This window comes from Campylobacter concisus, assembly GCF_050447485.1.
Lineage (GTDB): Bacteria > Campylobacterota > Campylobacteria > Campylobacterales > Campylobacteraceae > Campylobacter_A > Campylobacter_A concisus_BQ.
The window spans coordinates 947,864-974,339 of the sequence record NZ_JALMFY010000001.1 but is presented as its reverse complement, the minus strand read 5'-3'; the positions used below and the strand labels follow the sequence as shown (position 1 = coordinate 974,339).

General features: G+C 40.7%; 26 protein-coding genes and 1 pseudogene. 21 read left to right on the top strand and 6 right to left on the bottom strand.

From position 1 onward, the window contains the following. Positions 1-3 precede the first annotated feature (3 nt). From guaB to MTT29_RS04880, 14 genes and pseudogenes are all read left to right on the top strand, one after another. Positions 4-1,452, top strand: coding sequence for an IMP dehydrogenase (gene guaB, locus MTT29_RS04945; RefSeq protein WP_107791297.1), 1,449 nt, complete (start codon positions 4-6; stop codon positions 1,450-1,452). After that, positions 1,452-2,558 carry a homoserine O-acetyltransferase MetX gene (metX, locus tag MTT29_RS04940; RefSeq protein WP_429799944.1) on the top strand — a complete coding sequence of 369 codons (1,107 nt, stop codon included), beginning with the start codon at positions 1,452-1,454 and terminating at the stop codon, positions 2,556-2,558. The genes guaB and metX overlap by 1 nt, the downstream gene beginning before the upstream one ends. Positions 2,559-2,561: 3 nt before the next feature. After that, complete coding sequence (gene xseB / locus MTT29_RS04935) at positions 2,562-2,753, top strand: exodeoxyribonuclease VII small subunit (protein ID WP_004317712.1); 192 nt, start codon at positions 2,562-2,564, stop codon at positions 2,751-2,753. Continuing rightward, entirely contained in the window at positions 2,746-3,540 is a 795-nt protein-coding gene (locus MTT29_RS04930; RefSeq protein WP_429799943.1) for a carbon-nitrogen hydrolase family protein, read from the top strand. The genes xseB and MTT29_RS04930 overlap by 8 nt, the downstream gene beginning before the upstream one ends. Beyond that, positions 3,537-3,659 (top strand): hypothetical protein, encoded by a 123-nt coding sequence (locus tag MTT29_RS04925; protein ID WP_429799942.1) that lies wholly within the window; start codon positions 3,537-3,539, stop codon positions 3,657-3,659. The genes MTT29_RS04930 and MTT29_RS04925 overlap by 4 nt, the downstream gene beginning before the upstream one ends. 21 nt (positions 3,660-3,680) lie before the next feature. Then, positions 3,681-4,093 (top strand): annotated as a pseudogene (locus tag MTT29_RS04920) (DNA-3-methyladenine glycosylase I). Continuing rightward, positions 4,093-4,446 carry an MmcQ/YjbR family DNA-binding protein gene (locus MTT29_RS04915; protein ID WP_429799941.1) on the top strand — a complete coding sequence of 118 codons (354 nt, stop codon included), beginning with the start codon at positions 4,093-4,095 and terminating at the stop codon, positions 4,444-4,446. Before MTT29_RS04920 ends, MTT29_RS04915 begins: the two are co-directional and overlap by 1 nt. Before the next feature lie 86 nt (positions 4,447-4,532). Further along, on the top strand, positions 4,533-5,840 hold the full coding sequence (gene murC, locus MTT29_RS04910) for a UDP-N-acetylmuramate--L-alanine ligase (RefSeq protein WP_429800458.1): 1,308 nt from the start codon (positions 4,533-4,535) through the stop codon (positions 5,838-5,840). Further along, the gene (locus MTT29_RS04905; protein ID WP_107848148.1) at positions 5,840-6,157 is read left to right on the top strand and encodes a hypothetical protein; all 318 of its coding nucleotides are present in this window, start codon (positions 5,840-5,842) and stop codon (positions 6,155-6,157) included. The genes murC and MTT29_RS04905 overlap by 1 nt, the downstream gene beginning before the upstream one ends. Continuing rightward, on the top strand, positions 6,151-6,495 hold the full coding sequence (locus MTT29_RS04900) for a hypothetical protein (protein WP_103633672.1): 345 nt from the start codon (positions 6,151-6,153) through the stop codon (positions 6,493-6,495). Before MTT29_RS04905 ends, MTT29_RS04900 begins: the two co-directional genes overlap by 7 nt. Then, complete coding sequence (locus MTT29_RS04895; RefSeq protein WP_429799940.1) at positions 6,492-8,696, top strand: endonuclease MutS2; 2,205 nt, start codon at positions 6,492-6,494, stop codon at positions 8,694-8,696. The genes MTT29_RS04900 and MTT29_RS04895 overlap by 4 nt, the downstream gene beginning before the upstream one ends. Positions 8,697-8,792: 96 nt before the next feature. Beyond that, positions 8,793-10,703, top strand: coding sequence for an EAL domain-containing protein (locus MTT29_RS04890; RefSeq protein WP_429799939.1), 1,911 nt, complete (start codon positions 8,793-8,795; stop codon positions 10,701-10,703). After that, positions 10,703-11,794, top strand: coding sequence for a succinyl-diaminopimelate desuccinylase (gene dapE, locus MTT29_RS04885; RefSeq protein WP_429799938.1), 1,092 nt, complete (start codon positions 10,703-10,705; stop codon positions 11,792-11,794). Before MTT29_RS04890 ends, dapE begins: the two co-directional genes overlap by 1 nt. 193 nt (positions 11,795-11,987) lie before the next feature. Further along, entirely contained in the window at positions 11,988-12,170 is a 183-nt protein-coding gene (locus tag MTT29_RS04880; RefSeq protein WP_429799937.1) for a hypothetical protein, read from the top strand. A gap of 28 nt (positions 12,171-12,198) precedes the next feature. Here MTT29_RS04880 and MTT29_RS04875 read toward each other — a convergent pair whose 3' ends face one another. The 3 genes from MTT29_RS04875 to MTT29_RS04865 form a co-directional block, all read right to left on the bottom strand. After that, complete coding sequence (locus MTT29_RS04875; protein WP_429799936.1) at positions 12,199-13,854, bottom strand: ABC transporter ATP-binding protein/permease; 1,656 nt, start codon at positions 13,852-13,854, stop codon at positions 12,199-12,201. A gap of 52 nt (positions 13,855-13,906) precedes the next feature. Continuing rightward, on the bottom strand, positions 13,907-16,213 hold the full coding sequence (locus tag MTT29_RS04870) for a TonB-dependent siderophore receptor (protein ID WP_429799935.1): 2,307 nt from the start codon (positions 16,211-16,213) through the stop codon (positions 13,907-13,909). 175 nt (positions 16,214-16,388) lie between these two features. Next, positions 16,389-17,219: a peptidylprolyl isomerase gene (locus MTT29_RS04865; RefSeq protein ID WP_429799934.1), complete on the bottom strand. Its 831-nt coding sequence runs from the start codon at positions 17,217-17,219 to the stop codon at positions 16,389-16,391. Between the two features lie 70 nt (positions 17,220-17,289). On the opposite strand from MTT29_RS04865, the gene gltX reads away from it, so the two are divergent. The 7 genes from gltX to MTT29_RS04830 all read left to right on the top strand — a co-directional run bounded on the left by gltX (position 17,290) and on the right by MTT29_RS04830 (position 24,222). Further along, entirely contained in the window at positions 17,290-18,669 is a 1,380-nt protein-coding gene (gltX, locus tag MTT29_RS04860) for a glutamate--tRNA ligase (RefSeq protein WP_429799933.1), read from the top strand. Continuing rightward, a complete protein-coding gene (locus MTT29_RS04855; protein ID WP_429799932.1) occupies positions 18,666-19,919 on the top strand; it encodes a malic enzyme-like NAD(P)-binding protein in 1,254 nt (417 codons plus the stop codon). The genes gltX and MTT29_RS04855 overlap by 4 nt, the downstream gene beginning before the upstream one ends. Positions 19,920-20,008: 89 nt before the next feature. After that, complete coding sequence (upp, locus tag MTT29_RS04850) at positions 20,009-20,635, top strand: uracil phosphoribosyltransferase (RefSeq protein ID WP_429799931.1); 627 nt, start codon at positions 20,009-20,011, stop codon at positions 20,633-20,635. A 9-nt stretch (positions 20,636-20,644) separates the two neighbouring features. Continuing rightward, the gene (locus MTT29_RS04845; RefSeq protein ID WP_429799930.1) at positions 20,645-21,151 is read left to right on the top strand and encodes a ribonuclease domain-containing protein; all 507 of its coding nucleotides are present in this window, start codon (positions 20,645-20,647) and stop codon (positions 21,149-21,151) included. Beyond that, positions 21,148-21,420: a barstar family protein gene (locus MTT29_RS04840; protein ID WP_429799929.1), complete on the top strand. Its 273-nt coding sequence runs from the start codon at positions 21,148-21,150 to the stop codon at positions 21,418-21,420. The genes MTT29_RS04845 and MTT29_RS04840 overlap by 4 nt, the downstream gene beginning before the upstream one ends. Beyond that, positions 21,417-22,091: an MqnA/MqnD/SBP family protein gene (locus MTT29_RS04835; RefSeq protein ID WP_429799928.1), complete on the top strand. Its 675-nt coding sequence runs from the start codon at positions 21,417-21,419 to the stop codon at positions 22,089-22,091. Before MTT29_RS04840 ends, MTT29_RS04835 begins: the two co-directional genes overlap by 4 nt. 295 nt (positions 22,092-22,386) lie before the next feature. Further along, entirely contained in the window at positions 22,387-24,222 is a 1,836-nt protein-coding gene (locus MTT29_RS04830; protein WP_429799927.1) for an aryl-sulfate sulfotransferase, read from the top strand. A gap of 58 nt (positions 24,223-24,280) precedes the next feature. Here the strand turns inward: MTT29_RS04830 and MTT29_RS04825 are convergent, their stop codons facing one another. The 3 genes from MTT29_RS04825 to MTT29_RS04815 all read right to left on the bottom strand — a co-directional run bounded on the left by MTT29_RS04825 (position 24,281) and on the right by MTT29_RS04815 (position 26,470). Continuing rightward, positions 24,281-24,658 (bottom strand): hypothetical protein, encoded by a 378-nt coding sequence (locus MTT29_RS04825; RefSeq protein WP_107805556.1) that lies wholly within the window; start codon positions 24,656-24,658, stop codon positions 24,281-24,283. 133 nt (positions 24,659-24,791) lie between these two features. Continuing rightward, positions 24,792-25,580 (bottom strand): shikimate dehydrogenase, encoded by a 789-nt coding sequence (locus tag MTT29_RS04820; protein ID WP_429799926.1) that lies wholly within the window; start codon positions 25,578-25,580, stop codon positions 24,792-24,794. Next, a complete protein-coding gene (locus tag MTT29_RS04815; protein WP_429799925.1) occupies positions 25,577-26,470 on the bottom strand; it encodes an SPOR domain-containing protein in 894 nt (297 codons plus the stop codon). The genes MTT29_RS04820 and MTT29_RS04815 overlap by 4 nt, the downstream gene beginning before the upstream one ends. Positions 26,471-26,476: the final 6 nt, after the last annotated feature.

Genomic DNA, 26,476 nt, shown 5'->3' with positions numbered 1-26,476 from the left:
AATATGAAGATAGTAAAGAGAGCTTTAACATTTGAGGATGTGCTTCTTGTGCCGCAATACTCTGAAATTTTGCCAAAGCAAGTTGATGTCAAAACCAGGATCAGCAAAAATGTCACGTTAAATATCCCGATCGTCTCTGCTGCGATGGATACGGTGACCGAGCATAGAACTGCTATCATGATGGCTAGGCTCGGCGGTATCGGCGTAATACACAAAAATATGGACGTCGAAAGCCAAGCAAAAGAGGTCAAGCGCGTTAAAAAAAGCGAAAGTGGCGTCATCATCGATCCTATCTTTATAAATCCAGAAGCAACCGTGGCTGAAGCTCTAAGCCTTATGTCAGATCTTCATATTTCAGGCGTTCCAGTTATCGACAAAGACCGCAAACTAATAGGAATTTTAACAAACCGCGATTTGAGATTTGAGACAAATATGAGTGTTTTGGTAAAAGACCGCATGACAAAAGCACCGCTTATAACCGCACCAAAGGGCTGCACGCTTGATGATGCGGAGAAAATTTTCTCTCAAAACAGAGTTGAGAAGCTTCCTATCGTCGATAAAGACGGCAGACTTGACGGTCTTATCACCATAAAAGATCTAAAAAAACGCAAAGAGTATCCAAACGCAAACAAAGACAGCTATGGCAGACTTCGCGTGGCTGCGGCTATTGGCGTGGGTCAGATAGACCGTGCCAAAGCGCTAGTTGATGCTGGTGTAGATGTCATCGTCATCGACTCAGCTCACGGCCACTCAAAGGGCATCATCGACACTTTAAAAGAGGTAAAAGCAAATTTTAAAGTCGATGTCGTAGCTGGCAATATCGCAAACCCAGCAGCCGTAAAAGACCTAGCAGAAGCAGGAGCTGACGGCATAAAAGTAGGCATCGGACCAGGGTCTATTTGTACTACAAGGATCGTTGCTGGCGTTGGCGTGCCTCAAATTTCAGCTATTGACGACTGCGCAAGCGAAGCAGCAAAATATGGCATCCCAGTTATCGCTGACGGCGGTCTAAAATACTCAGGCGACGTGGCAAAAGCCCTTGCTGCAGGTGCAGCTTGCGTTATGGCAGGTAGCTTGCTTGCAGGTTGCGAAGAGAGTCCAGGTGAGCTTATAACATTCCAAGGTCGCCAGTACAAAGTATATCGCGGTATGGGATCGATCGGCGCTATGACAAAGGGCAGCTCTGACCGCTACTTTCAAGAGGGCACCGCTCAAGACAAGCTTGTACCTGAAGGCATCGAAGGCCGTGTGCCATTTGCTGGCAGCATAAAAGATGTGATACATCAGCTAATAGGCGGCCTAAGAAGCGCTATGGGTTATGTTGGCGCAAAAGATATCCCAACTCTTCAAGAAAGAGCTGAATTTGTCGAGATAACAAGCGCTGGACTAAAAGAGAGTCACGTCCACGACGTAGTTATCACTCACGAGGCACCAAACTACAAAGTTAATTAGTGTTAGACCTGCAAACTAGAACTATTAAATTTAATGAGCCACTCTATCTTGAGAGTGGCCGTATGCTATCAAATTTCAAGCTTATTTACGAGACTTACGGCACGCTAAATGCTGATAAAAGCAACGTTATCGTGATCTGCCACGCCCTAACTGGCTCGCACCACGCTGCTGGCACATACGCAGGAGATGAGAAAGCTGGCTGGTGGGACGGGCTAATAGGCAGCAAAAAGGCGGTTGATACGGATAAATTTTACGTTATTTGCGTAAATATTTTAGGCTCGTGCTTTGGCTCGACCTCGCCGTTAAGCGTTGATCGAAGTAGCGGCAAAGAGTATAGGCTAAATTTCCCAGTCCTTGCTATAAGTGACGTGGTAAAGGCGCAGATGAGGCTATTTGGCGAGCTTGGCATCACAAGGGCAAGAGCTGTGATAGGTGGCAGTCTTGGCGGTATGCAGGCACTTTGCTACGCTATCGAGTTTCCAGAATTTGCGCAAGATATCATAATGCTTGCAAGCACCTATCAGACTAAGCCTTGGGCGATAGCGTTTAATAAAATCGCCATCGAAGCCATTTTAAACGATGAAAATTTCAAAAACGGCGAATACGACGTGGAATTTATAAGAAAAAATGGGCTAAAAGGCATGGCTTACGGCAGGATGGCAGGGCACATCAGCTTTTTAAGCCCTGATAGCATGGATAAGAAATTTGGACGCAATTACGTCGAAACTGACGGCCTTTACGACCTTTTTGGGCATTTTCAGGTAGATCGCTACATGGAGTATAACGGCTACAACTTCCCAAAGAGGTTTGACCCACTAAGCTACCTATATATCGTAAAGATGATGAATATCTTTGACTGCACAAGGCACTACGATAGCCTAAAAGACGCCCTTGCGCCGATCAAAGCAAATCTGCATCTAATCGCTTTCAAAGGTGATCTACTCTTTCCGCCAAGCTGCATGAGAGAAATTTATGACGCACTTTGCGAGATGGGGCGGGAGGCAAAGACAAATTTTGTAGAGATAGATAGCAACTACGGCCACGACGCCTTTTTGGTCGAGATAGAAAAATTTGATGGATATATAAAAAATATATTAAAAGGATAGAAAATGGAGCAAAAAGAGCAAAGCTTTGAAGAAAAATTAGCCCTAGCCGATAAAATTTTAAACGATCTAAATAAAGATGATGTGAGCTTAGAAAACAGCATAAAGCTGCACGAGCAGGGCAAAAAGCTCTTAAATGAGGCAAGAGAAATTTTAGAAAACGCAAAACTTAGCATAAAGCAGGTGGATGATGAGTAAAATTTGCGCCCTTCAGCTACCAACGCAGCCTTTAAGCGAGGCGAGGCTTGATTATTACCTTAAAATTTGCGCGGACGAAAACGCAAGGCTGGTTGTGCTTGGCGAATACGTGCTAAATAGCTTCTTTAAAGAGCTTGCTAGCATGCCAAAAAGCCTCATAAAAGAGCAGAGCGAGCGCAAAAAAGAGGCGCTATTTGCGATGGCAAAAAAGTATGATCTAAACATCATCGCACCTATCATAAATTTAAAAGGCAAGGAGATATTTAAGAGCCTAGCTAAATTTAGCCAAACGCAAGTAAAGCTATACGATCAGCAGATCCTCATGCCTTACGCGCACTGGAACGAGGCGAAGTTTTTTAGCAACGCAAGCGAGGAGCTAAATTTACCTATCTTTACATACGATAAATTTAAGGTTGGAGTTATGTTTGGCTTCGAGGCGCACTTTGATGTGTGTTGGGCATATATGAGTGCTAAAAAGGTCGATATCGTGCTTGTGCCAACGGCTTGCACTTTTTTCTCGCAGGCGCGCTGGGAGGAGCTTTTAAAGGTTAGAGCCTTTACAAACAACATTTATGTGCTCCGCGTAAATCGCGTGGGAAGCCATAAGAGTGAGGATGAGCAGTGGAGTTTTTATGGTGATTCGATGCTTATTAGCCCATTTGGCGAGGTGAAAAACAGGCTTGGCAAAAATGAAGAGATGATGATCGATGAGCTTAGCAAAAAGGAGCTTGGTGAGGCTAGAAGCACTTGGGGTTTTATGCAGATAGAGGCGAAATTTAAAAGATGAAGCGTTGCGTCTGGGCTGAAAAGAGCGAATTTAGTAGGAGCTATCAGGGCTGCGAGCGGGGCAGGGCGGTCAAAGATGATAAGAAATTCTTTGAAATGCTCATTTTAGAGGGATTTTAAGCAGGTCTTAGCTGGGACTATGTGCTACGAAAAAGAGCTGGACTTGCTCAAATTTTAGACGGCTTTGACGCAAAAAAGATCGCTAGCTACGACGAGGCAAAGCTTCAAAGTCTTTTAAGTGATGATAGAGCGATCAAAAACCGCCTTAAAATTTACTCTCTGCCAAAAAATGCCAAGACTTTTTAGAGCTTTGTGCTGAGTTTGGCTCGTTTTATAACTACATCTATAAATTTACAAATGGCAAGTGCGTCATAAATGACATAAAAAGCGCCAAGGACATGCCAGCAAGCAGTGAGCTCTCAGAGAGCATCTCAAAAGATATGAAAAAGCGTGGCTTTAAATTTGTAGGTGCTGTGATCATATACTCGTTTTTACAAGGCGTTGGCGTCATAGACGATCACGAAAATGAGTGCTTTTGTAAAGGTAAAATTTAATGAAACGAAGCGACGTTGAAAAATATATAAAAGAGAAATTTGATGTTTTGGGCGAGCAAATTTTCCCAAAAAATCCAAATTTTCGTGCCTTTCGTCACAAGAAAAATGAGAAGTGGTTTGCGCTACTTATGCAGCTAAATGCTAGCAAGCTAGGGCTTGAAAGTGATGAGATGATAGAAGTTTTAAACCTAAAATGTAGCCCAGATCTAGCGATGGTGCTAGTTGATGAGAGGCAAATTTTTAAAGCATATCACATGAATAAAAAGCACTGGATAAGTGTAAATTTAAACTCCAAAATCTCACAAAAAACTGTTTTTGACCTGATAGATGAAAGCTTTGAGCTAAGCAAATAAAAGCCATTTTTCAGCCTTAAATTTAGTAGTTTTTGTTAAAATCACGAAAAACTTAAGGATAAAATTTGCAAGAGCTAAACAATGAGATCAAAAAAGTCCATTTCATAGGCATCGGCGGCATCGGCATCTCAGCCATCGCTAGATTTTTACACGAAAAAGGCCACAAGATAAGCGGCAGCGACATCAAAGAGAGCAAGACGACGCTTGAGCTGCAAAGCGAGGGCATCGAGGTCATCACGCCGCACTGCAAAGAGGCGATAAAAGACCAAGACTTTGTGGTCTATTCAGCTGCGATAAAAGAGGACAACATCGAGCTAGTGGAGGCCAGAAACAAGGGCATCAAGTGCTTTTCTAGAAAAGAAATTTTGCCTTACGTGCTTGAAGATAAGTGCGTTTTTGCAGTAGCTGGCGCGCATGGCAAAAGTACGACTTCAGCGATGCTAGCAAGCCTGATAGAAGGCTCAGTCATCATCGGCGCCATCTCAAAGCAGTTTGGCTCAAATATGCGCTACGCCAAAAGCGACAACGTCGTATTTGAGGCCGACGAGAGCGACTCAAGCTTTCTAAACTCAAATCCATATCTAGCCATCGTCACCAACGCAGAGCCAGAGCACATGGAGCACTACGACTACGATCTAGCTAAATTTTACGCAGCCTACAAGGGCTTTTTAGAGCGCGCAAAGGTTAGAGTGATAAACGCTGAGGATGAGTTTTTAAGCACGCTTAAGCTTGATGCGATCAGGCTCTATCCAAGCAGTGATATCACCGAGCTTACGATGGTTGTAAGAGACTATCAGCCATATACGAGCTTTAATCTTAAAAATTTAGGCAAATTTGAAGCCTTTGGCATGGGTGAGCACATCGCCATAGACGCATCTTTGGCTATCCTTGCTGCTATGCACGAGACGCCGCTTAAAGATATAAGAGAAAATTTATTAAATTTTAAAGGGATCAAAAAGCGTTTTGACATACTTTGTGCAAACAAAAATTTTGTCCTTATTGACGACTACGCGCACCACCCAACCGAGATAAAAGCGACACTAAAATCAGTCTTTGAATACGCCAAAATTTTAGGTATAAAGAGCGTCACAGCGATATTTCAGCCACACCGCTACACAAGACTTAGCACAAATTTACCTGGCTTTAAAGAGTGCTTTAAGGGTGTTGATGAGCTTGTCATCTTGCCAGTTTATGCAGCTGGAGAAAATCCGATCGAAGTTGATATGAAGAGTGAATTTAGCGAGTATAACCCGATCTTTACAGACAAGGTCGAGAGGGTTGAAGAGGGGATAGAATTTACAGATGAATTTGGCGTGAAAAACCGCCTAAGTGACGGCATAGTAGTTGGCTTTGGAGCGGGCGATATCAGCGTGCAGCTAAGAGGCGGATATTAATGGATCTAAGTAGTTTCAAGCCTCAAGATGAAAATGAAATTTTAAAAGAGATAAAAGAAAAAGAGCTTAGCGAAGAAGAAATTTCAAGCCTTATAAATTTAGGTAAAAAAGATATCTTGATCGCGCTTGCAAGGTCACAAAAGCTAAATAGCGTCCAGATAAAAGAGATGCTGCCAAATGCCCCCTATCTAGCCGTTTGTTTGCTGGTTGAAAAGCAAGATATCAGCGAGGTTAGGGCTGAAATTTTAGAAAAGATCAAGCCTCATGCTGAGCTTTACAAAGAGCTAATCGCAAAGTATAAAGGCGTAAAATGGTAAGAAATTTGATAATAATCGCCGGCGTGATGCTACTTTTTGGAGCGATCTGGGCGATAAAAGATGAAAAGATCAGCAAAGGCGTTAAGGCGCTTGTTAGCGCGGTGCTTGTTGTGATCCTTGTTTGCGTCTATTTTTACGAGCAAAATTTATCAAAAAATGAGGACGCCATCTCAAAGCTAGTTAGCGATTTTAAACAAGGCAAAACACTAAAATGTGGCGAATACAACGTGAGCGCTGAGAAATTTAACTACGAATTTGGCACGGCGTCATTTTTGCCAAAACGAGAATTTAGTGATCTCTCAGGCGTGATAGTGCCTATAAAAAGTTGCGAGCAATGACTGAAGAGATATTTTTAAAGCTCGATCTGGGCGAGTATCTGGATAAATTTAACTCCTTTTTAGCAAGGCAAAAACCGCTATTTTTACAAGGCGACAGCAAAATCCACTTTGAAAACATTAGCGAGCTTTCAAAGTATGATTTTAAGGCACCTGACGAGATAAAAGAGCTTGATGACGCGCTTATGAGACTTAGCAAGCAAGCAGTGCTTCACATCAGCGAAATTTACGAGTTTGCAAAGATCATTAAGTATTTTTCATATCTAAAAAAGCAAAAATTTGAAGGCAGGCTTGGCGAGTGGATCGCTAAAGTTGAAATCCCTGAAGCGATGAGCCAGATGGCAAACAGCTTTGATGAAAACGGCGAGTTTAGCGACAGCGTGGATGAGCGATTTTACGCGATAAAGCAGGCATTTAGCGAGAAAAAGCGCCAGATAGACGCCGAGCTTAAAAAGCTCATCTACTCAAAGCACATCACGCCCTATCTAGTTGATACCCAGACGCACTACATCAACTCGCAAGAGGCACTTTTGGTGCGTGGCGGCTTTAATCACGCCCTAAAAGGCACCGTGATCGCTAGAAGCTCGGGCGGCTACTTCTACGTCGCACCTGCAAGCACCGAGCGCCTAAAAAAGGAGCAAAGTGAGCTGCTTGATAGAAAAGAGGAGATCATTTTTGAGCACTGCAAGAAATTTAGCTTGCAGATGAGTAAGAGCCTACTTTTTTTGAAATTTATAAATAACGCTTTTGATCAGTTTGACGCCTATCAAGCGCGCGTAAATTTGGCAAGGTCACGTGACTATGAGTTTGTTTTGCCAAACAGCTCGCACGTTATAAAGCTTGAGAAATTTGCCCACCCAGCGCTTAAAAATCCAAAGAGTGTGAGCGTGGATTTTAGCAAAAAAGTGCTTTTAATAACTGGCGTAAATGCTGGCGGTAAGTCGATGCTTTTAAAATCGATCATCTCAGCCACGCTGCTTGCAAAGTATCTGCTGCCTATGCGTATCGACGCAAACCGCTCAAGCATCGGCTCTTTTAAAGAATTTGACGCGATCATAGAAGATCCGCAAAGTGTGAAAAACGACATCTCGACCTTTGCTGGCAGGATGGTGCATTTTGCAAGGCTTTTTACTAAAAAATCGATCATCATCGGTATCGACGAGATCGAGCTTGGCACCGATTTTGAGGAGGCTGCAAGCTTGTATGGCGTCATGATAGAGCGCCTCATCACTCAAGATATCAAAATGATCATCACGACCCACCACAAGCGCCTTGCGATGTTGCTAGCTAAAAATCCAGAGGTTGAGCTGGTGGCGGCACTTTACGATGAGGCGGCTCAAAGGCCTAAATTTGAGTTTTTAAAGGGCACGATCGGCAAGTCTTACGCCTTTGAAACGGCGGCAAGATACGGCATATCTCAAAATTTAGTGGCGCAGGCAAAGAAAATTTACGGCGAGGATAAAGAGAATTTAAACGAGATCATCACAAAGACGCTAAATTTACAAACCAAGCTTGATGAGGGGATAAAAGAGGTCACGGCAAAAGAGGAGCGGCTAGAGCGCTTGCTTGAGGAGCAAAAGGAGCTAAAAGAGAGAAATGAGATCAAGCTAAATGCGACTATTTCGCGCCTTGAAAAAGAGTATTTTGACGCGATAAATGCGGCAAAAGCTGTTATAAATTTCAAAGACATTAAAGACAAGCAAAGGGCGCTAAATGTGGCAAATGAGAAAAAAGCTGCCATCGTTAAGCCTAAAAAAACTGAGCGAGAGAGCCTAAAAGTAGGCGATAGAGTGAAATATGAAAATATAAAAGGCACGGTTTTAAGCATCTCTAAAAATGACGCGATGATCGAGTCAAATGGCATAAATTTGCGCGTGCCACTCGAGCTTTTAAGAAAAAATGGCAACGAAGTAGTCTTGCCTAAAAAAGGCGGCGTTAGCCTAAATGTTGATAAGCCAAAAACTGCCTCACTCTCGCTTGATCTGCACGGCATGAGAGCTGACGAGGCGATAGCAAAGCTTGATAAATTTATCTCAGATAGTCTTGTTATGGGATTTGATGAGGTTAGCGTATTTCACGGCATCGGCACTGGCAAGCTCGCTTTTGCTGTTAAAAATTTCTTAAAAGAACATCCAAGCGTGAAAGAATTTCATGATGCACCGGCAAATCAAGGCGGATATGGTGCAAAGATCGTTAAGCTTTGAGCTAAATTTTTAATTAAAAAATGAAAGAAAATTTTTATTTAGCTTGGATATAATCCAGTAGAAAAATTTAAATTTAAGAAAGGAAGTTTAAACTTTATGCCAGGCGACGAATCGCAAAAAAAGCACTTTAGTATGGTTAAAACCGTCACTTTGGTCGTGGTTTTGCTTCTTGCTTTCTTTGTAACTGAAAATTTAACGATCTACTCGTATAAATACAATAATGCGCTCTCTACAAACAACTTTGACCTTAAAAAAAAGACCGAGTATCTAACATCTCAATATGTAAATTACCTTAAAAATATAAGTAAATTTAGTGTCTTAGATTTTCAAAATTACATAAGCAATGCCGCCTTTGGTGATGTCTTTTTACTAAAAGAAAATGGCAAAAATGGCTTTAAGATAGAGGCATCGTCAGACAAAAGCCTCGTAAATAAAGACTACGAAGACAAGAGCTGTGGCGACATCTACTCGCATGATTTTCAAAAGGATTATTTTTGGGCTGAAATTTTGCCAGAAAACAGCGCCAAAGTATGTATGTTTGTTGCCGTGAACGACTATATTTTAGGCTTTAAAGCGCATATCGATCAAAGGATAACTGGCACTAGCGATGAATTTTATTTTCAGTGGCTGATGAAAAATATGGCTCTTACTTTGATCTTAAGCTCGATCGGTCTATTTTTAGGACTTGCGGTCTGTCTTTGGTTTGTATTTAAGTATCTAAACATCAAATTTGACTATCTAAAAGTAAAAGAAGAGAGCACTATTAAGATCGCTGAACTAAAAGAGAGGCTATACATCGATCCGATGACTGGACTTTTTAACAAGGCTGCGCTTTTAAAAGATGTGAGCGAGTATAAATATCCAAAAGTGATACTTATGGATATCGATGATTTTGGCAAGATGAACGACTACTACGGCAAATACGTGTGTGACCAGATACTAAAACAGATGGCAAATCTCATCAAAGAATTTGCAAAAAATGAGAATATGAAGGCTTATTGTATCGAGGCGGACAGGTTTGCTTTGGTTGAAGATAACAACGACTTTATCGACAGATACGAAGAGCTTGCTGAAAATTTACTAGATATCTTTAAAGGCAGGATGCTTAGCATAAAAGATGAAAATGGCGTAGAGGTCGATGATATAGAAATTCACAACACCATAGGCTTTGCGCTTGATAGCGACCAGACCTTAAGAAAGGCAACCATCGCGCTAAAATCAGCCAAAACGCTTGATAAAGACTATGTTTGCTACTTTAAAGGACTAAGTCAAAAAGATGAATACGCAAATCAGATCGAGCGCTCAAAGCTGATCCAAAACGCTACGATAAATGATAATATTGTGCCGTATTTTCAGCCGATATTTGACGAGAAAAAGATCCCTATAAAATATGAATGTTTGATAAGAATTTTAGACCGCGACGACGTTATCTCGCCAAGTGTATTTTTAGATATCTCAAAGCGTATCAAGCGTTATGCAGACCTTGAAAAACAGCTCATCAAAAAGTGCTTTGAGCACCTCACTGAAGATCCAAATTTGGTTCTTTCTATAAATTTAAGCAGCCGAGATATGATAGATGGTGACGTCTCTGCGCTGGTTTTAAATTTACTAAACAAGCACAATGTCGCTGGCAGGATAGTCTTTGAGATAGTCGAAGACGAGGAGCTAAAGAGTGCTGAGCGCGTCTCAGTCTTTGTTGAGCGTGCAAAGAGCATGGGCGCTATGATCGCAATAGACGACTTTGGCTCTGGCTACTCAAATTTCTCTTATATCATAAAGATCAAGCCAGACTACGTGAAGATCGATGGCTCTATCATCAAAGATATCGATATCAATAAAGACTCATACGCCATCGCAAGCGCGATCGTGGCATTTGCAAAGGATCTTGGCATAAAAACGATCGCAGAGTATGTTCATTCTAAAGAAATCTTTAACGTCTGTAAGGAGATAGGCATCGACGAATTTCAGGGATTTTACTTGGGAATTCCTTCTAAAAAGGCGTTTTAGTGGTAGTTAGCTTTTTAAAAGAGCTTTTAAGCTTTCGTTCTATCACGCCAGATGATGCAGGTAGCTTAGAGTTTATCGCTAAATTTTTGCCTGATTTTGAAGCTAAATTTATAGAAAAAAATGGCACAAAAAATCTCATACTTTCTAAAATTTATGGAGACGGCGAGCATCTAGCCTTTGCAGGGCATGTCGATGTCGTGCCACCAGGCGATGGCTGGGAGAGCGAGCCATTTACACCACTAGAAAAAGATGGCTACATCTACGCAAGGGGCGCGCAGGATATGAAAAGCGGCGTGGCTGCCTTTGTTTGTGCGTGCAAAGAGACTAAATTTGATGGCAAACTAAGCCTTATCTTAACAAGTGACGAAGAGGGCGATGGCACTTATGGCACGCCTTTGGCACTTGAATATCTGCGTGAGATAGGGGATATGCCCAAATTTTGCGTCGTGGCTGAGCCAACTTGTGATAAGAAATTTGGCGATAGCATAAAGGTCGGCAGACGTGGCTCGATAAATGGCAAGATCGTGATAAAGGGCATTCAAGGACACGTAGCATACCCTGAAAAGTGCCTAAATCCAGTAAATTTAATAGCTCCACTTTTAAGTAAGATAGCTGACCATGATATGGACGGGGGGAGCGAGTTTTTTAGCCCAAGCAAGATCGTGGTGACGGACATTCGCGGTGGTATGCAGGTTTGCAATGTCACGCCAAGTGAGCTTAGCATAATGTTTAACGTTAGAAACTCAAATTTAACTGACGCAAATGACGTTGAGAGCTATCTTAGAAGCGTTTTAGATGGGCTTAGTTACGAGCTTAGTGTAAAACAAAGCTCGAAGAGATTTTTAACCAACAAAGATAGCAAGATCGTAAGAAATTTAATAGCATCTGTCACAAAGATCACCGGCGTTACGCCACTTTTAAATACAAAGGGCGGCACGAGCGATGCAAGGCATTTTGCTGAATTTGGCGTAGATGCGATAGAATTTGGCGTCATAAATGACCGCATACACGCCAAAAACGAACGTGTCAGCATCAGCGAAGTAAATAAACTTTATGAAGTTTTTAAAGATCTCATAGAAAATTTCCGCTAATCTCTTTTTTCATTAAATAGTTAAATTTAGTTGCCACTTCTAGCGTTTTTTAGAATAAATTTTCAAAAAACGGCTACGTTTTGCCTGAAAATGAAACCACTGCAAAGGCGATAGGGCTTTTGCCAACTATCATTGCTATTTTATTTTTGATAGCACTTATCTTTGACCTAAAACTTGGCAAAATGGTGCATTTATGCAAAGAAGTAAATTTTGCTCAGTGGGAGCTATCAGCAAAATTTTTGAGCGTGACTTTTCGATGTTTTATGGTGTCATCTCTATCGTCCTTTTTGCAAGCATCACAAATTTTGCCCCGTATGCCGTAGTGATCGGCTTTATCTACGCTATTTACGTTGGATTTTTCACCAAAAAAGCTTAAATAAATTTGGCTGCCTTTGCAGTCAAATTTACTCACTCTTGATTTTTATCACCTCATCAAAAAGGTCAAAAAGCTCACTTTGGTGTGTGATCATCATCACGCTAAGCTCTTTAAAATCACTTCTTAAATTTGTCAAAATTTTAGTCGCTGAAGCAATGTCAAGCGCTGATGTTGCTTCGTCTAAAAATAAAAATTTTGGCTTTAAAAGATAAACTCTAGCAAAATTTAGTCTCTCTTTTTCACCACCACTCATTATCTTTGCGTAGTCTAACACTTCGTTTAAATTTTTAAATTTGCCTAAACCAACTCTGTCTAAAATTTTGTAAATTTCACTATCAGCTAAAGCGTTTTCATTTGGGTACGAGATAAGCTCTTTGAGGTTTGATTTTGTCAAATAACTTTTTTGAGGCACAAACATCACACCATCTTTTGGCATCTTTACCTCGCCATCGCCGTATTGCCAAAGATTTGCTAAGTATCTAAAAGCCGTACTTTTTCCAGTTCCGCTCTTTGCATTTAGTACTAGCCATCTTCCAGGGCTTAAACTAAAGCTTAAATTTTTAAATAAAACTTCATCATTTGGAGTTTTTATCGTTAAATTTTTACAAGTTATGGCATCGTCGTTTTTGTCAAAAACATTGCTTTCTTTTGTGTTGTTAAGTGCATTCACAAAAGTATATATACGCTCTACGCTAGCAGCAAATTCCATGATCTGTTTGTAGTAGTCCATAAACCATGCAAGACCGTCTTGAACTTTATAAAATGCCGTTCTTGCCTGCATCATATCGCCAAAGCTCATAGCTTTAGCTAGATAAAGCGGCAAGGAGGCAAAGATTGGTATTAGATTTGTCACCTTTAGGTAGCTGGCACTAAAGCACTCTAGTCTAAATTCGGTGTTGATGATATCTTTGTAGTTTTTTACAATTTTTAAAAAGCTCTCCCTAAATCTTCCTTTTTCTCTCTTTGCTCCGCCCAAAAAGGCAGCTGCTTCGGCATTTTCCCTAAGGATTAGTAGGTTTGCTCTATAGTTTGCTTCAAGGTGCTGTTTGTCAAAATTTAACGGTTTTAGTTTTTTGCCGATGAGATGAGTGATGAGCGAGCAAATGAGCGTGTAGATGATGGCGATATAGACTAAAAAGCCACTTATCTCTAAATGCATTTCACCAAAATCAACCATTAAAATTTTAGAAGCTTGCCAAAGTATAAAGACAAAAGCTATTAAATTTGCGATGTTATAGACGAAGGACTTGACCAAATTTACGCTACTTTGAACAAATAATAGACTGTCTTCAGCGATCCTTTGATCAGGGTTGTCAAAATTTGCATCTACAAGAGTAGCCTTGTAAAAGTTAGAATTTTTAAGCCAAAGATCTTCTAGCTTTGAGCTTAGGCTTTCTCGCCACGAAATGATGAGAAATTTCTTTAAGTAGCTGCCACAAACTATGAAAACTACGATAAATAGCGTGTAGAGTAAAAATTCTCCCATAAGTGGCAAGATCAGGCTCTTGTTAAATGCGCTTAGTGCGTCATAAAAGCGTTTTTCCCACTCATTCATCAAGACTGCTATCTTTGTCACGCCAAGGCTTGCAAATATCATCAAAGAAAGGATTATCCATGCTTTTAAAGCTTTTTTATCTAACCAAAACCAAGCTGAAATTTCAAAAAACTGCCTTAAAATTCTCAAATTTTTCCTTTAAATTTTAAGACCCCAAAGCCAAAAAGCCTTGGGACTAAATTTAGTATTTGTAGTTAAAATTTAGCATAAAGCTTCTAGGCTCGCCGTAGAAATTATTCATACCAGCGGTTCTATTGTGTGTATTGTAAAAATACTTCTTATCGGTTATGTTTTTAACGATCAGACCTACACTAAAGTTGTCGTTTATCAAGTAGTTGATATTTGCATCCCAAAGTGCGTATCCTTTTTGTTCTGGTACGTAGTAGCTTATGGCTGAGCCTGAACTCATATTATCTTTCATATAGATACCACTTGTTTTGCTTTGGTATCTAACTCCCGTGCCGATGCTTAGTTTTTGAGTGCCAACAAGCGGTATTTCATAGCTTGTATAGAGCTTAAACATATGTCTTGGGATATATTTTTTAGCGTCAGCTCCTTTGCTGTAATCGACATTTGATGATGTTTTTCTTTCACTTTTTAGATATTCGCTTTTATTAAATGTATATCCAGCCATCACGCTCCACCTCTCAGTTATCGAGCCTGAAATTTCAGCGTCTATACCTCTGCTTCGTACCTTTCCCTCTGCGATAGAGTAGTTTGAATTATTTGGATCTGTTATGGCTCTATTTTCTTGGATTATTTGAAAGAGTGCTACGGCTGTATTTAGCGCACCTCCTAAAAACTCAGACTTCACGCCTGTTTCTATGTTGTATCCTACGACTGGCTCAAGGACATTTTTGTTTGCATCAGTTGCACTTTGGGGCTTAAAAATTTCAGCGTAGCTTACGTACCAGCTATGATCTTTTAAAAAATCCCACGTTAAGCCTGCATAAGGTGAAAATTTGGACTTTGTGATATAGGTGTTTTCAGATCTTACACCAGTTTTGTGATTTTCATTAAAGCTGTCATATTTTACCCTAGCAAATCTTCCGCCAAGGATCAAATGCCAATCATCATTAAAGTTATATCTAGTGCCAGCTGTTAGAGCTTGCTGGTAAATTGTATTTGTAAAAGTTTTATTTAAAGTTGAATTTGCCCCACCCCAGTTTGGCTCGGCTATGGCTGAAGAGCTCCAGTTATATATGCCAAGCCCAAGCGATGCTAAAGACATACTTAGCATTCTGATATCATGCTCTACAAATTTCTCCTTACTAAGTGAGCCATTTACGAAGATATCATGCTTTTGTCCAAAAAGCTCATACTTTCCATCTACTCCAAGCTTTAGATTGACCTCTTTTGAGCCATTTTCGTATTTTTGTAAGCGTATATCATGAGAAGGTGCTACTGGGTCATATGGATTTGTTCCGCCCATTGAGCCAAATTTTATTATGCCATCGCTTTTTGTATAGTTTAGCTTTGCGTAAGCTTTGTAGTCATCATTAAACTGATGAGAAATTTCTGTAAAGGCATTATATTTTTCATAGATGCTATTGTTCCAGTTTGCTCCAAAATAGCTCTTTCTATCCAAATTCAAATTATTGCCATCTTTATCAAGCGCTGGTACGCCGTATATATCATACACTTCGCTTGTCTTTTGCCATATAAGCCCAGCAGTAAGCAGTGTTTTATCAGTTAAATCAAACTCAAATATCCCGCCCAGTGCTCCACGCCAGCCGTTACGGTAGTGCTTGTATGTGCCATTTTTACTTAAAACTCCAATCAATCTTCCTCGCACTGAGCCAGATTCGTTTAGCGCATTGCTAACATCAAACGTACCTCGGTAATTATCCCAGCTGCCTAAATTTAGGCTTGTATTAAAAGCAAATTCGCTAGTTGGGCGTTTGCGAACTAAATTTACAGTGCCGCCTGGCTCGCCGTTACTTTGTGTAAGACCTGCTGCACCTCTTAAAACTTCGACTCTATCGTAAAACTCAAGATCTGTAAATTCTTTAGAATAGCCAAGTGGTCCTTGAACTGATGAAGAGACTGATGATGCGATGCCATCTTCTTGTATGTTATCTACGTCAAAACCACGTGAATTTATCCTAATGCGTCCTGTATCGTTTCTAACAGCAATTCCTGGGGCGTATTGCAAAGCCGAATTTACATCTTTTAAATTTAGATCTTTTATGAGCTGATTTGAGATGACAGAGACTGATTGTGGTGTCTCTTTTATGCTTAGACCTAGTCCGGTTGCGGTGTTCATCCTATCGGCTGTATATGAGCCAGTGCCTTCAGTCTTTGAAAGATCGCCTACTACTTGCACCTCTGAAAGGTTGGTGTCATTTGCTAAATTTTGGTCATTTGAATTAGTACTATTTTTAATGACAGTTGCATTATTTGTCTTGTTTAGATCGGTGCTATTTGCTGCGCAGAACGTATTTATACCAAAAGTTAGCGCAAGTGCAATGGATAACTTATATCTCATAATATACTCCTATTTTAATAATCATTATTATTTTATGAAATTATATAAATATGAGATTAAAGAATAATAAATTTTTAACAAAAAATTTACCGAAATTTTACAAAGCGAGATCTAAAATAATTTTTGTTTGAAGATGAGGTAGAAAATTTAGCCACCAAAGTGGCTAAATTTGAAGTTATCTTAGGATTTGAATTTTTGCTTTTGCGCGGAGTTTTTCGAAGTAATCACTCATTAATTTCTCTTGCTCGCCTTGGTAAAGCTCGTTTATAACGTTATCTTTTATATCAGCAAAGCTTGGTGTATATGAGCCGATCTTCTCTTTTACCAAAAACATATCAAAGCTGTCAGGTCCTTGCAAAGGCTGTGTGTAGTCGCCGTTATTTGTGCTTGAGATGATCGCAGCAAGCCTTGGATCTATGCTTTGGTAGTCCAAACTGACCTCTTGTGTTTGCACGCCATCTAGCAGTTTCGGACTTGTCTTTTGAGCTTCAAGCAGATCTGGGTCTTTTGCTCTATAAACTACGACTCTAGCGGTGCTAAAGACCTTAAATTTATCAGGATTAGCGTCAAAATACGCCTTTGCTTTTTGCTCATTTATATTTTTGCCAGCCTCAGCAGCTATGCTTTTGTAAAGCTTTTCTTGAAGCATCTTGTGCTCTAGGTTGTTTTTAAAGTCCAAAAAGTCCATGCCTTGAGCTTGGATAGAGCTTCTAAACTGCGAATTTGTCATGCCATTTTGCTTTGCGATCGCTTCGATCCTGTCGTTTAGCTCAAAAGGTGTCACGCTTAAATTTAAGTTTTTTATCTGTGCATCTTCAAGTCTATCTCTGATAAGCAAATTTAAAGCGTCCTGCTCTGTTGTTTTTAGCTGTTCTTTCAAGCTATAAACCTCGTAAAGCGTGATAGGCTCGTTCTCCACGATAGCTGCGATGCCATTTATCATCTGAGCTGAATATAAATTTAAGGCACTTAACACGCCAGCAGCCAAAAAGAGCAATTTTTTCATAATGAAACCTTTATTTAAGTATTTAATAAATATAATTTTGGGCAATTATAACATAAAAATAAGGCACAAAATGATAGTTACTAGATTTGCTCCGTCGCCTACTGGATACCTACACATAGGCGGACTTAGGACAGCTCTTTATAATTATTTATACGCAAGAGCTAATAATGGAAAATTTCTACTTCGCATCGAAGATACTGACTTAAAACGAAACTCAGAAGAAGCCACACAAGCCATAAAAGAGGCATTTGCTTGGTGTAAGCTAGATCACGACGGCGAAGTGACCTATCAGTCAAAGAGGTTTGATCTTTACAAAGAGTATGTTAAAAAGCTACTTGATGAGGGCAAAGCCTACAAATGCTACATGAGCAAAGAGGAGCTTGAGGAGCTTAGAGCCAGCCAAGAGGCTAGAAAAGAGCGCCCAAAATATGATAATAGATATAGAGATTTTAAAGGCACGCCTCCAGCTGGCATCGAGCCAGTTATCCGTATAAAAGCCCCACTTAGCGGCGAGATCGTCATACATGACGGCATAAAGGGCGAGGTTAAATTTAAGGTTGAAGATATCTTAGACGACTTCATCATCGCTAGAAGCGACGGCACGCCAACATACAACTTCACGGTCGTGATAGATGACGCGCTAATGGGCGTAACAGACGTTATTCGTGGCGACGATCACCTCTCAAATACCCCAAAACAGATCGTTCTTTACGAGGCGCTTGGCTTTAAAACGCCTAAATTTTACCACGTCGCGATGATAAATGGCGAGGACGGCAAAAAGCTTAGCAAAAGGCACGGCGCAACTGACGTTATGGAGTATAAAAAGATGGGCTACTTGCCTGAAGCGCTCTTAAATTTTCTCGTTCGTCTTGGCTGGAGTCACGGCGATGATGAGATTTTTACTATCGAAGATATGCTTAAATACTTTAATCCAAACGATATCAACAAAAGCTCAAGCACCTACAACGCCCAAAAGCTTGATTGGCTAAATTCTCACTACATCAAGACCTTGCCTTACGAGAGATTAGCGCACGATATGCTCGAGTTTGGCGTGGATTTTAAGGCTTTGGTAAAGGGCGAGCTACTACTAAATTCACTCCGTGAGAGGTCAAAAACCTTAATCGAAATGGCAAATAGCGCAAATGCGATAATCAACGCTCCAAAAAGCTATGACGAGAAAGCTTGGGCTAAATTTATAAATGAAGATAGCAAAGAAATTTTGGCGAAATTTGCTCAAATTTTAGACCGCGACCTTGACGCAAAGGGCTACGAGGAGCTAACTAATCAATTTTTAGAGCAAAATGGCTTAAAACTAAAAGACCTAGCTCAGGCTCTAAGGATAGCGCTAACTGGCTCAAGCGTGAGCCCAAGTATCTTTGAAGTGCTTGAAGTAGTAGGTAGCAACGAGATCAAAAACAGAATACAAAATTTATTAAAGGAAGAGAAATGACACATGTAACTAAAGAAGAGGCACTAAACTACCACATAGGCGGTAAGATCGAGATCAAGGTAAAGACACCTTGCGAGACTTCAAGAGACCTTTCAATGGCCTATACACCAGGCGTTGCTGAGCCTTGTAAAGAGATAGAGGCTGACACTGAACTAGCTTATAAATATACAAATAAGGCAAATTTAGTAGCTGTCATCACTGATGGCACGGCTGTTCTTGGACTTGGTGACATCGGCGCTATCGCTGGTAAGCCAGTTATGGAGGGCAAGGCGGTGCTATTTAAGAAATTTGCAAACGTTGATGCCTTTGACATCGAGCTAGACGAGCATGATCCTGATAAGATCGTTGAAATTTGCAAGGCTCTTACTCCGACATTTGGCGGTATAAATTTAGAAGATATCCGCGCTCCAAAGTGCTTTGAGATCGAAAGAAAGCTTCAAGAAGCAGTTGATATCCCTGTAATGCACGACGATCAGCACGGCACAGCGATGATAACAAGCGCTGGCATTATAAATGCGATGGAAATTTCTGGTAAAGATATATCTAAGATAAAGATCGTAGTTAGCGGCGCTGGTGCAGCTGGCATCGCGTGCGCAAAGATGTATAAAGCACTTGGCGCAAAACACATCGTGATGATAGACAGCAAAGGCGTCATCCACTCAAAAAGAACAGACCTAACTCCAGAAAAGGTTGAATTTGCGCTTGAGACCGAGGATAGGACTTTAGCTGATGCGATGAAAGGCGCTGATATGTTTTTAGGTCTTTCTAAGCCTGGCGTTGTGACAAAAGAGATGGTTGCGTCGATGAACAAAGAGCCTATCATCTTTGCTTTGGCAAACCCAGTGCCTGAAATCTTCCCAGAGGACGTTGTAGCTGTAAGAGATGACGTTATGATGGGCACAGGCAGAAGCGACTATCCTAACCAAGTAAATAACGTTTTGGGCTTTCCTTTTATCTTTAGAGGAGCGCTTGATGTTAGGGCTAAAAAGATCACTGAAAATATGAAAATGGCTGCAGCTAAAGCGCTTGCGCAGCTTGCAAAAGAGCCAGTGCCAGCTGAAGTTTTAAAGGCAAGTGGCGTTAGCGAGCTAAAATTTGGCAAAGAGTACATCATCCCAAAACCATTTGACAAGCGCGTGCTAACAGCGGTCGCTCCAGCGGTTGCAAAAGCTGCAGTTGATGACGGCGTAGCAAGAGTAAAAGATTTTGACGTTGAGGCTTACAGAGCCAAACTTGCAAAAGGTTTTTAATCAAATTTAGCCCAAATTTGGGCTAAATTCTTCTCTTGGCATTTTGTAAAAGACAAACCTTGTAAAAACAGTAAATTTAAGGACAAAAAATGCAAAACGTGAAGCTCATCTCACACCCATTGATCGAGCATAAATTAACCATTTTACGTGATAAAAACACCCAGCCTTTTCAGTTTCGCATGCTAGTTGATGAGATCAGCTACCTTATGATCTTTGAGGCGACTAGAAATTTAAAGGTAAAAGATGTCAAAGTCCAAACACCAGTTGCGGTGGCAGACGCAAAAAGGCTCACTACAAAGGTGATGATCTGCCCTATTTTAAGAGCAGCTCTTGGTATGCTTGATAGCGTATTTACCATCATTCCAGATGCGAGCGTGGGATTTTTGGGCTTTCAGCGTAATGAAGAGACAGCGCAGGCTGAGTTTTTCTACGCAAAGCTTCCAAAGGACGCAAAAGAGCGCATGGCTATCATCATCGACCCTATGTTTGCAACAGGTGGCACGGCGATAGACGCGGTCAAATTCTTGCGTGAAAAGGGCGTTAAAGAGATCAAATTTATCTCCATCATCGCTGCACCTGAGGGGCTAAAAAGATTTAGTGAAATTTACCCAGACGTTGAGGTCTATACAGCCTCGATAGATGAGAAACTAGATGAGAAAAACTATATAGTTCCAGGTCTTGGTGACGCTGGCGATAGAGTTTTTAACACGCTTTAAGGGCTAAATTTGAACAAAAGACTTTTGCCAGCCTTAGTTGCTTTTGTGCTGGCTATCATAGTTGGCACTTTCTTTTTTTCAAAAGAGGGCGGCGAGGCGAATAAAAACGCTCAAATTTTACTTGAGCAGCTTAATAAAGAGGGGCAAAAGAGCCTAAAACTAGAGGCTGAGGGCTCATATACCTCAAAAGACGAGGTCGCACTTTATATCTATAAATTTAACAAGCTGCCAAAGAATTTCATAACCAAAAAAGATGCGATGGCTCTGGGCTGGGACGCAAAAAGCGGAAATTTATGGCAGATAAGCGGTGGTAAAAGCATAGGTGGGGATAGATTTTCAAATAGAGAAAAGAGGCTGCCTGAGGCTGACGGCAGGAAGTGGTTTGAGTGCGACGTGAACTATAAAGGCGGCAGACGCGGCGCTGAGCGGATAGTGTACTCAAACGACGGCCTCATATACTACACGCCAGATCACTACGAGCATTTTTACCTGCTTTATGAGAAGAGGATGCAATGAAAAATGTGAGCTTAGACGCCAAAAAGATGGTCGAAAAAGAGAATATGCACGACTATCTGGCGAAGAAATTTGACCTACCAGAGCACTACGGCAGAAATTTAGACGCGCTTTTTGACTGCCTTTGTGAGATAAACGAGCCAACTCTTATAAAGCTAAAAAATGAAAATGCTTTGGATAAGAGTACAAAAGAGAGCTTGGTAGCGCTATTTTTGGACGTTTGCGCAGAAAATGAACTGGTTAAATTTGAGCTAGTAAAAGATAAAAGATGATATTTGGAAAGATTGATTATCTAAATTTACTCCCATTTCACGTATTTTTAAAGGCAGCTCCGCTCAAAACTCAGATCAAAAAGGCGATCGAGTTTAAAAAGGGCGTGCCGAGTAAGCTAAATAGAGCCCTAAACGCCAGAAAGATCGACGCTGCGGTCATTTCAAGCATAGCTGGCAAAAAGGCAAATTTAAAGAAACTAAATTTTGGCATAGTCGCCAAAAAAGATGTAAAAAGCGTGCTTGTTCGAAAAAACTCCGCTATGAAATTTGACCCAGCTTCAGCTAGCTCAAACGCCCTAGCAAATATACTTCATTTAAAAGGCGAGGTGATCATAGGCGATCGCGCGCTAAAGGCATATTTAAGCGAGGGTAAAGAGTGCTTTTACGACCTTGGTCAAATTTGGCATGAAAAGACAAATTTGCCATTTGTTTTTGGTAGATTTTCTTACGTAAAAAATGGCTCGTTTTACAAAAGACTAGTCGCAAAATTTTTGCAAAAAAATGTCAAAATCCCAAACTATATCTTGGCTAGCTACGCCAAAAGTCGCGATATAAGCGAGCAAGATATCAAGTGGTATCTTAAATTTATAAGCTACAAAATAGGCCCAAAAGAGCAAAAATCACTCCGAAAATTTTTTAAAGAACATAGGTTTTTAAGAGAGGTAAAGTAGTAATAAGACTAGGTAAATTTGCTAGCATCATTTTTTATTATATTTGACATTATAAATGGCGAAGATAACGAGGTTGAATACGCTATTTAATAAATTTTAAATATATTTTTAAATTTTAAGCTAGTATTAACTTTAGCGTGAAATTTATGTTATAAAGATTTACTACAATTACACACAAAGCAAATCATTTTTGTTATTCCTTTTACTGATTTAAGCCTTGGTTTTTGCCAAGGCTTTTTCTAAATTTTATAAGCTTTATGAGTAGAGTTTATAAAATTTATCTAAAGGAGATGTTATGAAAAAGACTTTGAGTTGTGTTGCACTAGCCTCTGTGCTTTGCTCGAGCGCTTTTGCGATAGGCGGTCCAAGCGGAGCTAAGCTTGACTACGCTATTACCGGAGCTATCGGCGAAGTAGTGGTAAATCCTTATGACACAGCACCACTTACAGCAGTCATCAAAAATGGCGGCTACACACTAAGCAACGCTAAGGTCACTATCGTGCCAAAGCAAGGCGGTCAGGTGATAAGCTACAAAGTGGCTGACAAGCATCTTCGCACACATGGCGGCATCCCAGTTTTTGGCATGTATCCTGACTATCAAAACACCGTTGAGGTCGAGTACGACAAGAGCTACAAGGGCAAGACTGAGCATATAAAAGAGAGCTATAAAATTTACGCCCCAGCTATCTACCTAGAGAGTGCTGGCACGCCAAATCAAAAGGGCGCGCTATTTGATAAGATCGAGGTTACTAAGCCAGCAAGTGCTAAATTTGCAAACCGTCTCTACTATGTAAATAACTTTGTAAATAAAACAGGCAAGGGCACAAAAGTCGTTTGGAACAACCCAGCTGGCGGTGCGATCGAGTGGAACTACAGCCCAAATAACTTCATCCTTGATACAAAAGGCGAGGTTAGATGGTACCTTGAGCCAAGCAAAATTTACGACCTAAAACAGCCATTTCACGCTGGCGTAATGATGGGCTTTAAACAAAATGACGATGGTGCTATGACTTGGGGATACGGCCAAAGATACGCAAAATACGACATCATGGGTAGAGAAATTTTCAACCGCGAGCTACCAGCTAGCTACAACGACTTCTCTCACTCAATGGACGTAGCACAAAACGGACACTACTTCTTGCGCGTGGCAAATGCCGACTACAAAAGGGCTGATGGCAAAAACGTAAGAACAGTGCGTGACGTGATCGTCGAGCTTGACCGCGACGGCAACGTGGTTGATGACTTTAGACTATATGAAATCCTCGATCCTTACCGCGATATCGTGCTAAAAACACTTGATCAAGGCGCAGTTTGCTTAAACATAGACGCTAAAAAAGCAGGCCACACAGCAAGCTCTGATGAGCTTCAGTCTATGGATACGCACGATAAATGGGGCGATATCGTAGGAGCAGGTCCAGGACGCAACTGGGCGCACGTAAATAGCGTGGATTATGACCCAAGCGATGATAGCATCATCATCTCAAGCCGCCACCAAGACGCAGTTATAAAGATCGGCCGTGACAAACAAGTAAAATGGATCATGGGCGCTCACAAGGGCTGGAGCGATAAATTTAAAGATAAACTCCTTCAGCCAGTTGATAGCAAAGGCAATAAGATCGTCTGCGAAGATGAGTACTCAAAATGCCCAGGATACGAGAGCGACAAAGGTGGCTTTGACTGGCAATGGACGCAGCACACAGCATTTAGGATAGATAGCAAGTCTAAAAAAGGCGAAATTTATCTAAGTGTCTTTGACAACGGCGACACAAGGGGTATGGAGCAACCAGCCATCGCTGGCATGAAGTACTCTCGTGCGGTCGTTTATAAGATCGATGAGAATAAAAAGACTATCGAGCAAATTTGGGAGTACGGCAAAGAGCGCGGCAAAGAGTGGTATAGCTCGGTTACTAGCCTTACGCAGTATCAAGATGACCTTGATAGCGTGATGGTCTATTCAGCTGTTGCTGGCATGCAGTTTGACATCGCAAAAGGTCGCCCAGTAGGACTTCCTAGCCCGCACATCGATGAGTTTGAGTGGGGTGCAAAAGAGCCTAGCATCGAGATAAAGATGACAAATGCTATGGGCTATCAGGCATTTCCATTTAGCTTGCAAAAAGCGTTTGAAAAGTAAAAATTTTCCTCCTTTGCTTCGGCAAGGGAGGGCTTTTAGTTTTGTGTGATTTTAAAATTTATTTGCTATTTTGCTCTTTTAAAACAACCTTTGCATTTTTCTCTTTTTTACAAAATCCCAGAAATTCTCTCTCATTTTTTGTATCGTCATTTAGTCCGATACATCCAAAACCTCTCTCATCATGCGGATAAAGCGCTAAATTTAGGCTTGGAAAGATGAAAAAGCACCACTCGTTTAAGGAGTATGTATAGAGCATGAGTAGTTTAGCTAGATCTTTGATCTCATCAAATTTCAAAGCATCTATCCTAAGGCAGATGGCAGGTAGCAAAATCTCACCATCTAAACCAAGGTCAAAGTGCTCATTTGGCTCTTGTAAGATGCCTAGCTTTTTAAATTTATCGTGCAAAGTTTTTACTTCAAGCGTTTCATCGCTCAAGTTAGTATCATCGTAGTTTAAGGCGCTTTAGAATGGCTAAAGGAGTTAAAATTTATATCGCTAAGCTTTAGAGCCTTATTTATCAAGTTTGATGATTTTTCCATTGATTTTAAACGATGTAGTCTTGCAAGCCTTATAAACTCAAAGCCTCTCGCATAGAAATTTCTATCTTTTTCTCATCAAGGCTGCCATTGTAAAATAAATTTAACGCTAAAACCGCTTGATACAAGAGCATATCAGCTCCGTCTTTGCATGCTAAATTTTGCCTTTTTGCCTCTTTTAAAAATGGCGTTTGCTTGCCGTAAATAACATCAAATGCAAATTTAGCGCTTTTTAAAATGCCATCTAAAATCTCTTTTGGTGCTGGCAAAAGATCATCTTTTAGCCCTGCTGAGGTCGAATTTACCACTAGATCAAATTTGTGTTCTTTATAGTCATCCCAGCTAAAGCACTCGTATTGATCTTTAAATTTATCAAGTCTTGCCTTGCTTCTATTTAGTATGCAAACATCTATGTTTTGTGATCTAAGTGCGTAGGCTAGGGCGTTTGCAGTGCCTCCAGCTCCAAGGATGATGGCGCTTTTTGCCTCTTTGAAATTTGATATCGCTTTTAAAAAGCCAGGTGCGTCAGTGTTGTAGGCATAAATTTTCTCATTTTTTAGCACCAAGGTGTTTGCAGAGCCTATTTTACGTGCTACTTCTGAGGCGTCATCGGCTAAATTTAGAGCAAATTCTTTATGCGGGAGTGTGACATTTGCGCCGTTTAGTTTTAAGGATTTAAATTTATTGATTAGCTCATTGCCATCTTTTAGCAAAACCCTAGTATATAGGGCATCAAGAGCTAGATCGGCAATGGCTTTGTTGTGTAGTCTTGGAGATACCGAGTGAGCTATCGGATCTCCAAAAACTGCGAAGGTTTTCATTTTGCTCTAAAGACAAAAGCGTCTTTATTGACATCTTTTCTTATGTCATTTACAGCTTTTTGTAGCCCTTTTTCATCAAATGGACCAACTAAAATTTTAGTTAGCTCGCCAGCTTTTATAGTCTTGTAGCTATATCCTTTAGCTGCTATTTTTTTCATATAGTCGGCATTTGGGTTAAATTTGCTAGTTGCAAATACTTGAACATAAGAGCCTTTTGCGACGCTCTCAGCCTTTGCTGGAGCTTCAGCTTTTTTCTCAGCTTTTTCTGCTTTTGCAGGAGTTTCAGCCTTTTTCTCTACCTTTGTTTCAGGTTTTTTCTCAGGTTTAGTTTCAGCTTTCTTCTCTGCTTTTGCCTCAGTTTTGGCTGGCTTTGTTTCAGCCTTTTTCTCTACTTTAGCTTCGCTTTTTGTTTCAGCTTTTTTAGCTGGAGCCTCTACCTTTGTCTCAGCTTTTTTAGGCGCTTCAGCTGGATGCTCGACAGCTTTTACCACCTCTTTTGGCTCTTCAGTTTTAGGAGCTGATTTTGCACCTTCTTTATCTTTTAGCTTTTTGATCATATCTTCAAAATCATCTTGTTGCTTGTTTTCAGGCACGATAGGTACTTGCTCGAAAAGCTGAGTATCGCCTTTTTTAACATCTGAATTTGTATCTTGCGCAGGCACCTGTGTATCGACTGGCTGCTCTGCTGGCACTGGAGGCAGAACTAGCCTTGAGTCGGCTTCATTTTGTGCTTGTGTCGAGTCGCTTGAGTTTATAAGCTTCATGGCCACGATGATGATTAAAAAAAGTATAACAAGAGCTGCTATAAACATAAGAAGTTTCTTTAGTTTTGCACCCTTTGCCTCATCATCTTTTTCTAAAAGTATATCTTTTAACTCTTCGTTTTCCATTATTTC

Coding starts and splice junctions, on each gene's coding strand:
- MTT29_RS04820 (WP_429799926.1), bottom strand. CDS start 25,580: ATGAAAACCTTCGCAGTTTTTGGAGATCCGATAGCTCACTCGGTATCT.
- MTT29_RS04905 (WP_107848148.1), top strand. CDS start 5,840: ATGGATCTAAGTAGTTTCAAGCCTCAAGATGAAAATGAAATTTTAAAA.
- MTT29_RS04925 (WP_429799942.1), top strand. CDS start 3,537: ATGAAGCGTTGCGTCTGGGCTGAAAAGAGCGAATTTAGTAGGAGCTAT.
- MTT29_RS04895 (WP_429799940.1), top strand. CDS start 6,492: ATGACTGAAGAGATATTTTTAAAGCTCGATCTGGGCGAGTATCTGGAT.
- MTT29_RS04840 (WP_429799929.1), top strand. CDS start 21,148: ATGAAAAATGTGAGCTTAGACGCCAAAAAGATGGTCGAAAAAGAGAAT.
- MTT29_RS04865 (WP_429799934.1), bottom strand. CDS start 17,219: ATGAAAAAATTGCTCTTTTTGGCTGCTGGCGTGTTAAGTGCCTTAAAT.
- MTT29_RS04900 (WP_103633672.1), top strand. CDS start 6,151: ATGGTAAGAAATTTGATAATAATCGCCGGCGTGATGCTACTTTTTGGA.
- MTT29_RS04835 (WP_429799928.1), top strand. CDS start 21,417: ATGATATTTGGAAAGATTGATTATCTAAATTTACTCCCATTTCACGTA.
- MTT29_RS04880 (WP_429799937.1), top strand. CDS start 11,988: ATGCAAAGAAGTAAATTTTGCTCAGTGGGAGCTATCAGCAAAATTTTT.
- MTT29_RS04930 (WP_429799943.1), top strand. CDS start 2,746: ATGAGTAAAATTTGCGCCCTTCAGCTACCAACGCAGCCTTTAAGCGAG.
- MTT29_RS04915 (WP_429799941.1), top strand. CDS start 4,093: ATGAAACGAAGCGACGTTGAAAAATATATAAAAGAGAAATTTGATGTT.
- MTT29_RS04830 (WP_429799927.1), top strand. CDS start 22,387: ATGAAAAAGACTTTGAGTTGTGTTGCACTAGCCTCTGTGCTTTGCTCG.
- MTT29_RS04855 (WP_429799932.1), top strand. CDS start 18,666: ATGACACATGTAACTAAAGAAGAGGCACTAAACTACCACATAGGCGGT.
- guaB (WP_107791297.1), top strand. CDS start 4: ATGAAGATAGTAAAGAGAGCTTTAACATTTGAGGATGTGCTTCTTGTG.
- upp (WP_429799931.1), top strand. CDS start 20,009: ATGCAAAACGTGAAGCTCATCTCACACCCATTGATCGAGCATAAATTA.
- MTT29_RS04890 (WP_429799939.1), top strand. CDS start 8,793: ATGCCAGGCGACGAATCGCAAAAAAAGCACTTTAGTATGGTTAAAACC.
- gltX (WP_429799933.1), top strand. CDS start 17,290: ATGATAGTTACTAGATTTGCTCCGTCGCCTACTGGATACCTACACATA.
- xseB (WP_004317712.1), top strand. CDS start 2,562: ATGGAGCAAAAAGAGCAAAGCTTTGAAGAAAAATTAGCCCTAGCCGAT.
- MTT29_RS04815 (WP_429799925.1), bottom strand. CDS start 26,470: ATGGAAAACGAAGAGTTAAAAGATATACTTTTAGAAAAAGATGATGAG.
- MTT29_RS04870 (WP_429799935.1), bottom strand. CDS start 16,213: ATGAGATATAAGTTATCCATTGCACTTGCGCTAACTTTTGGTATAAAT.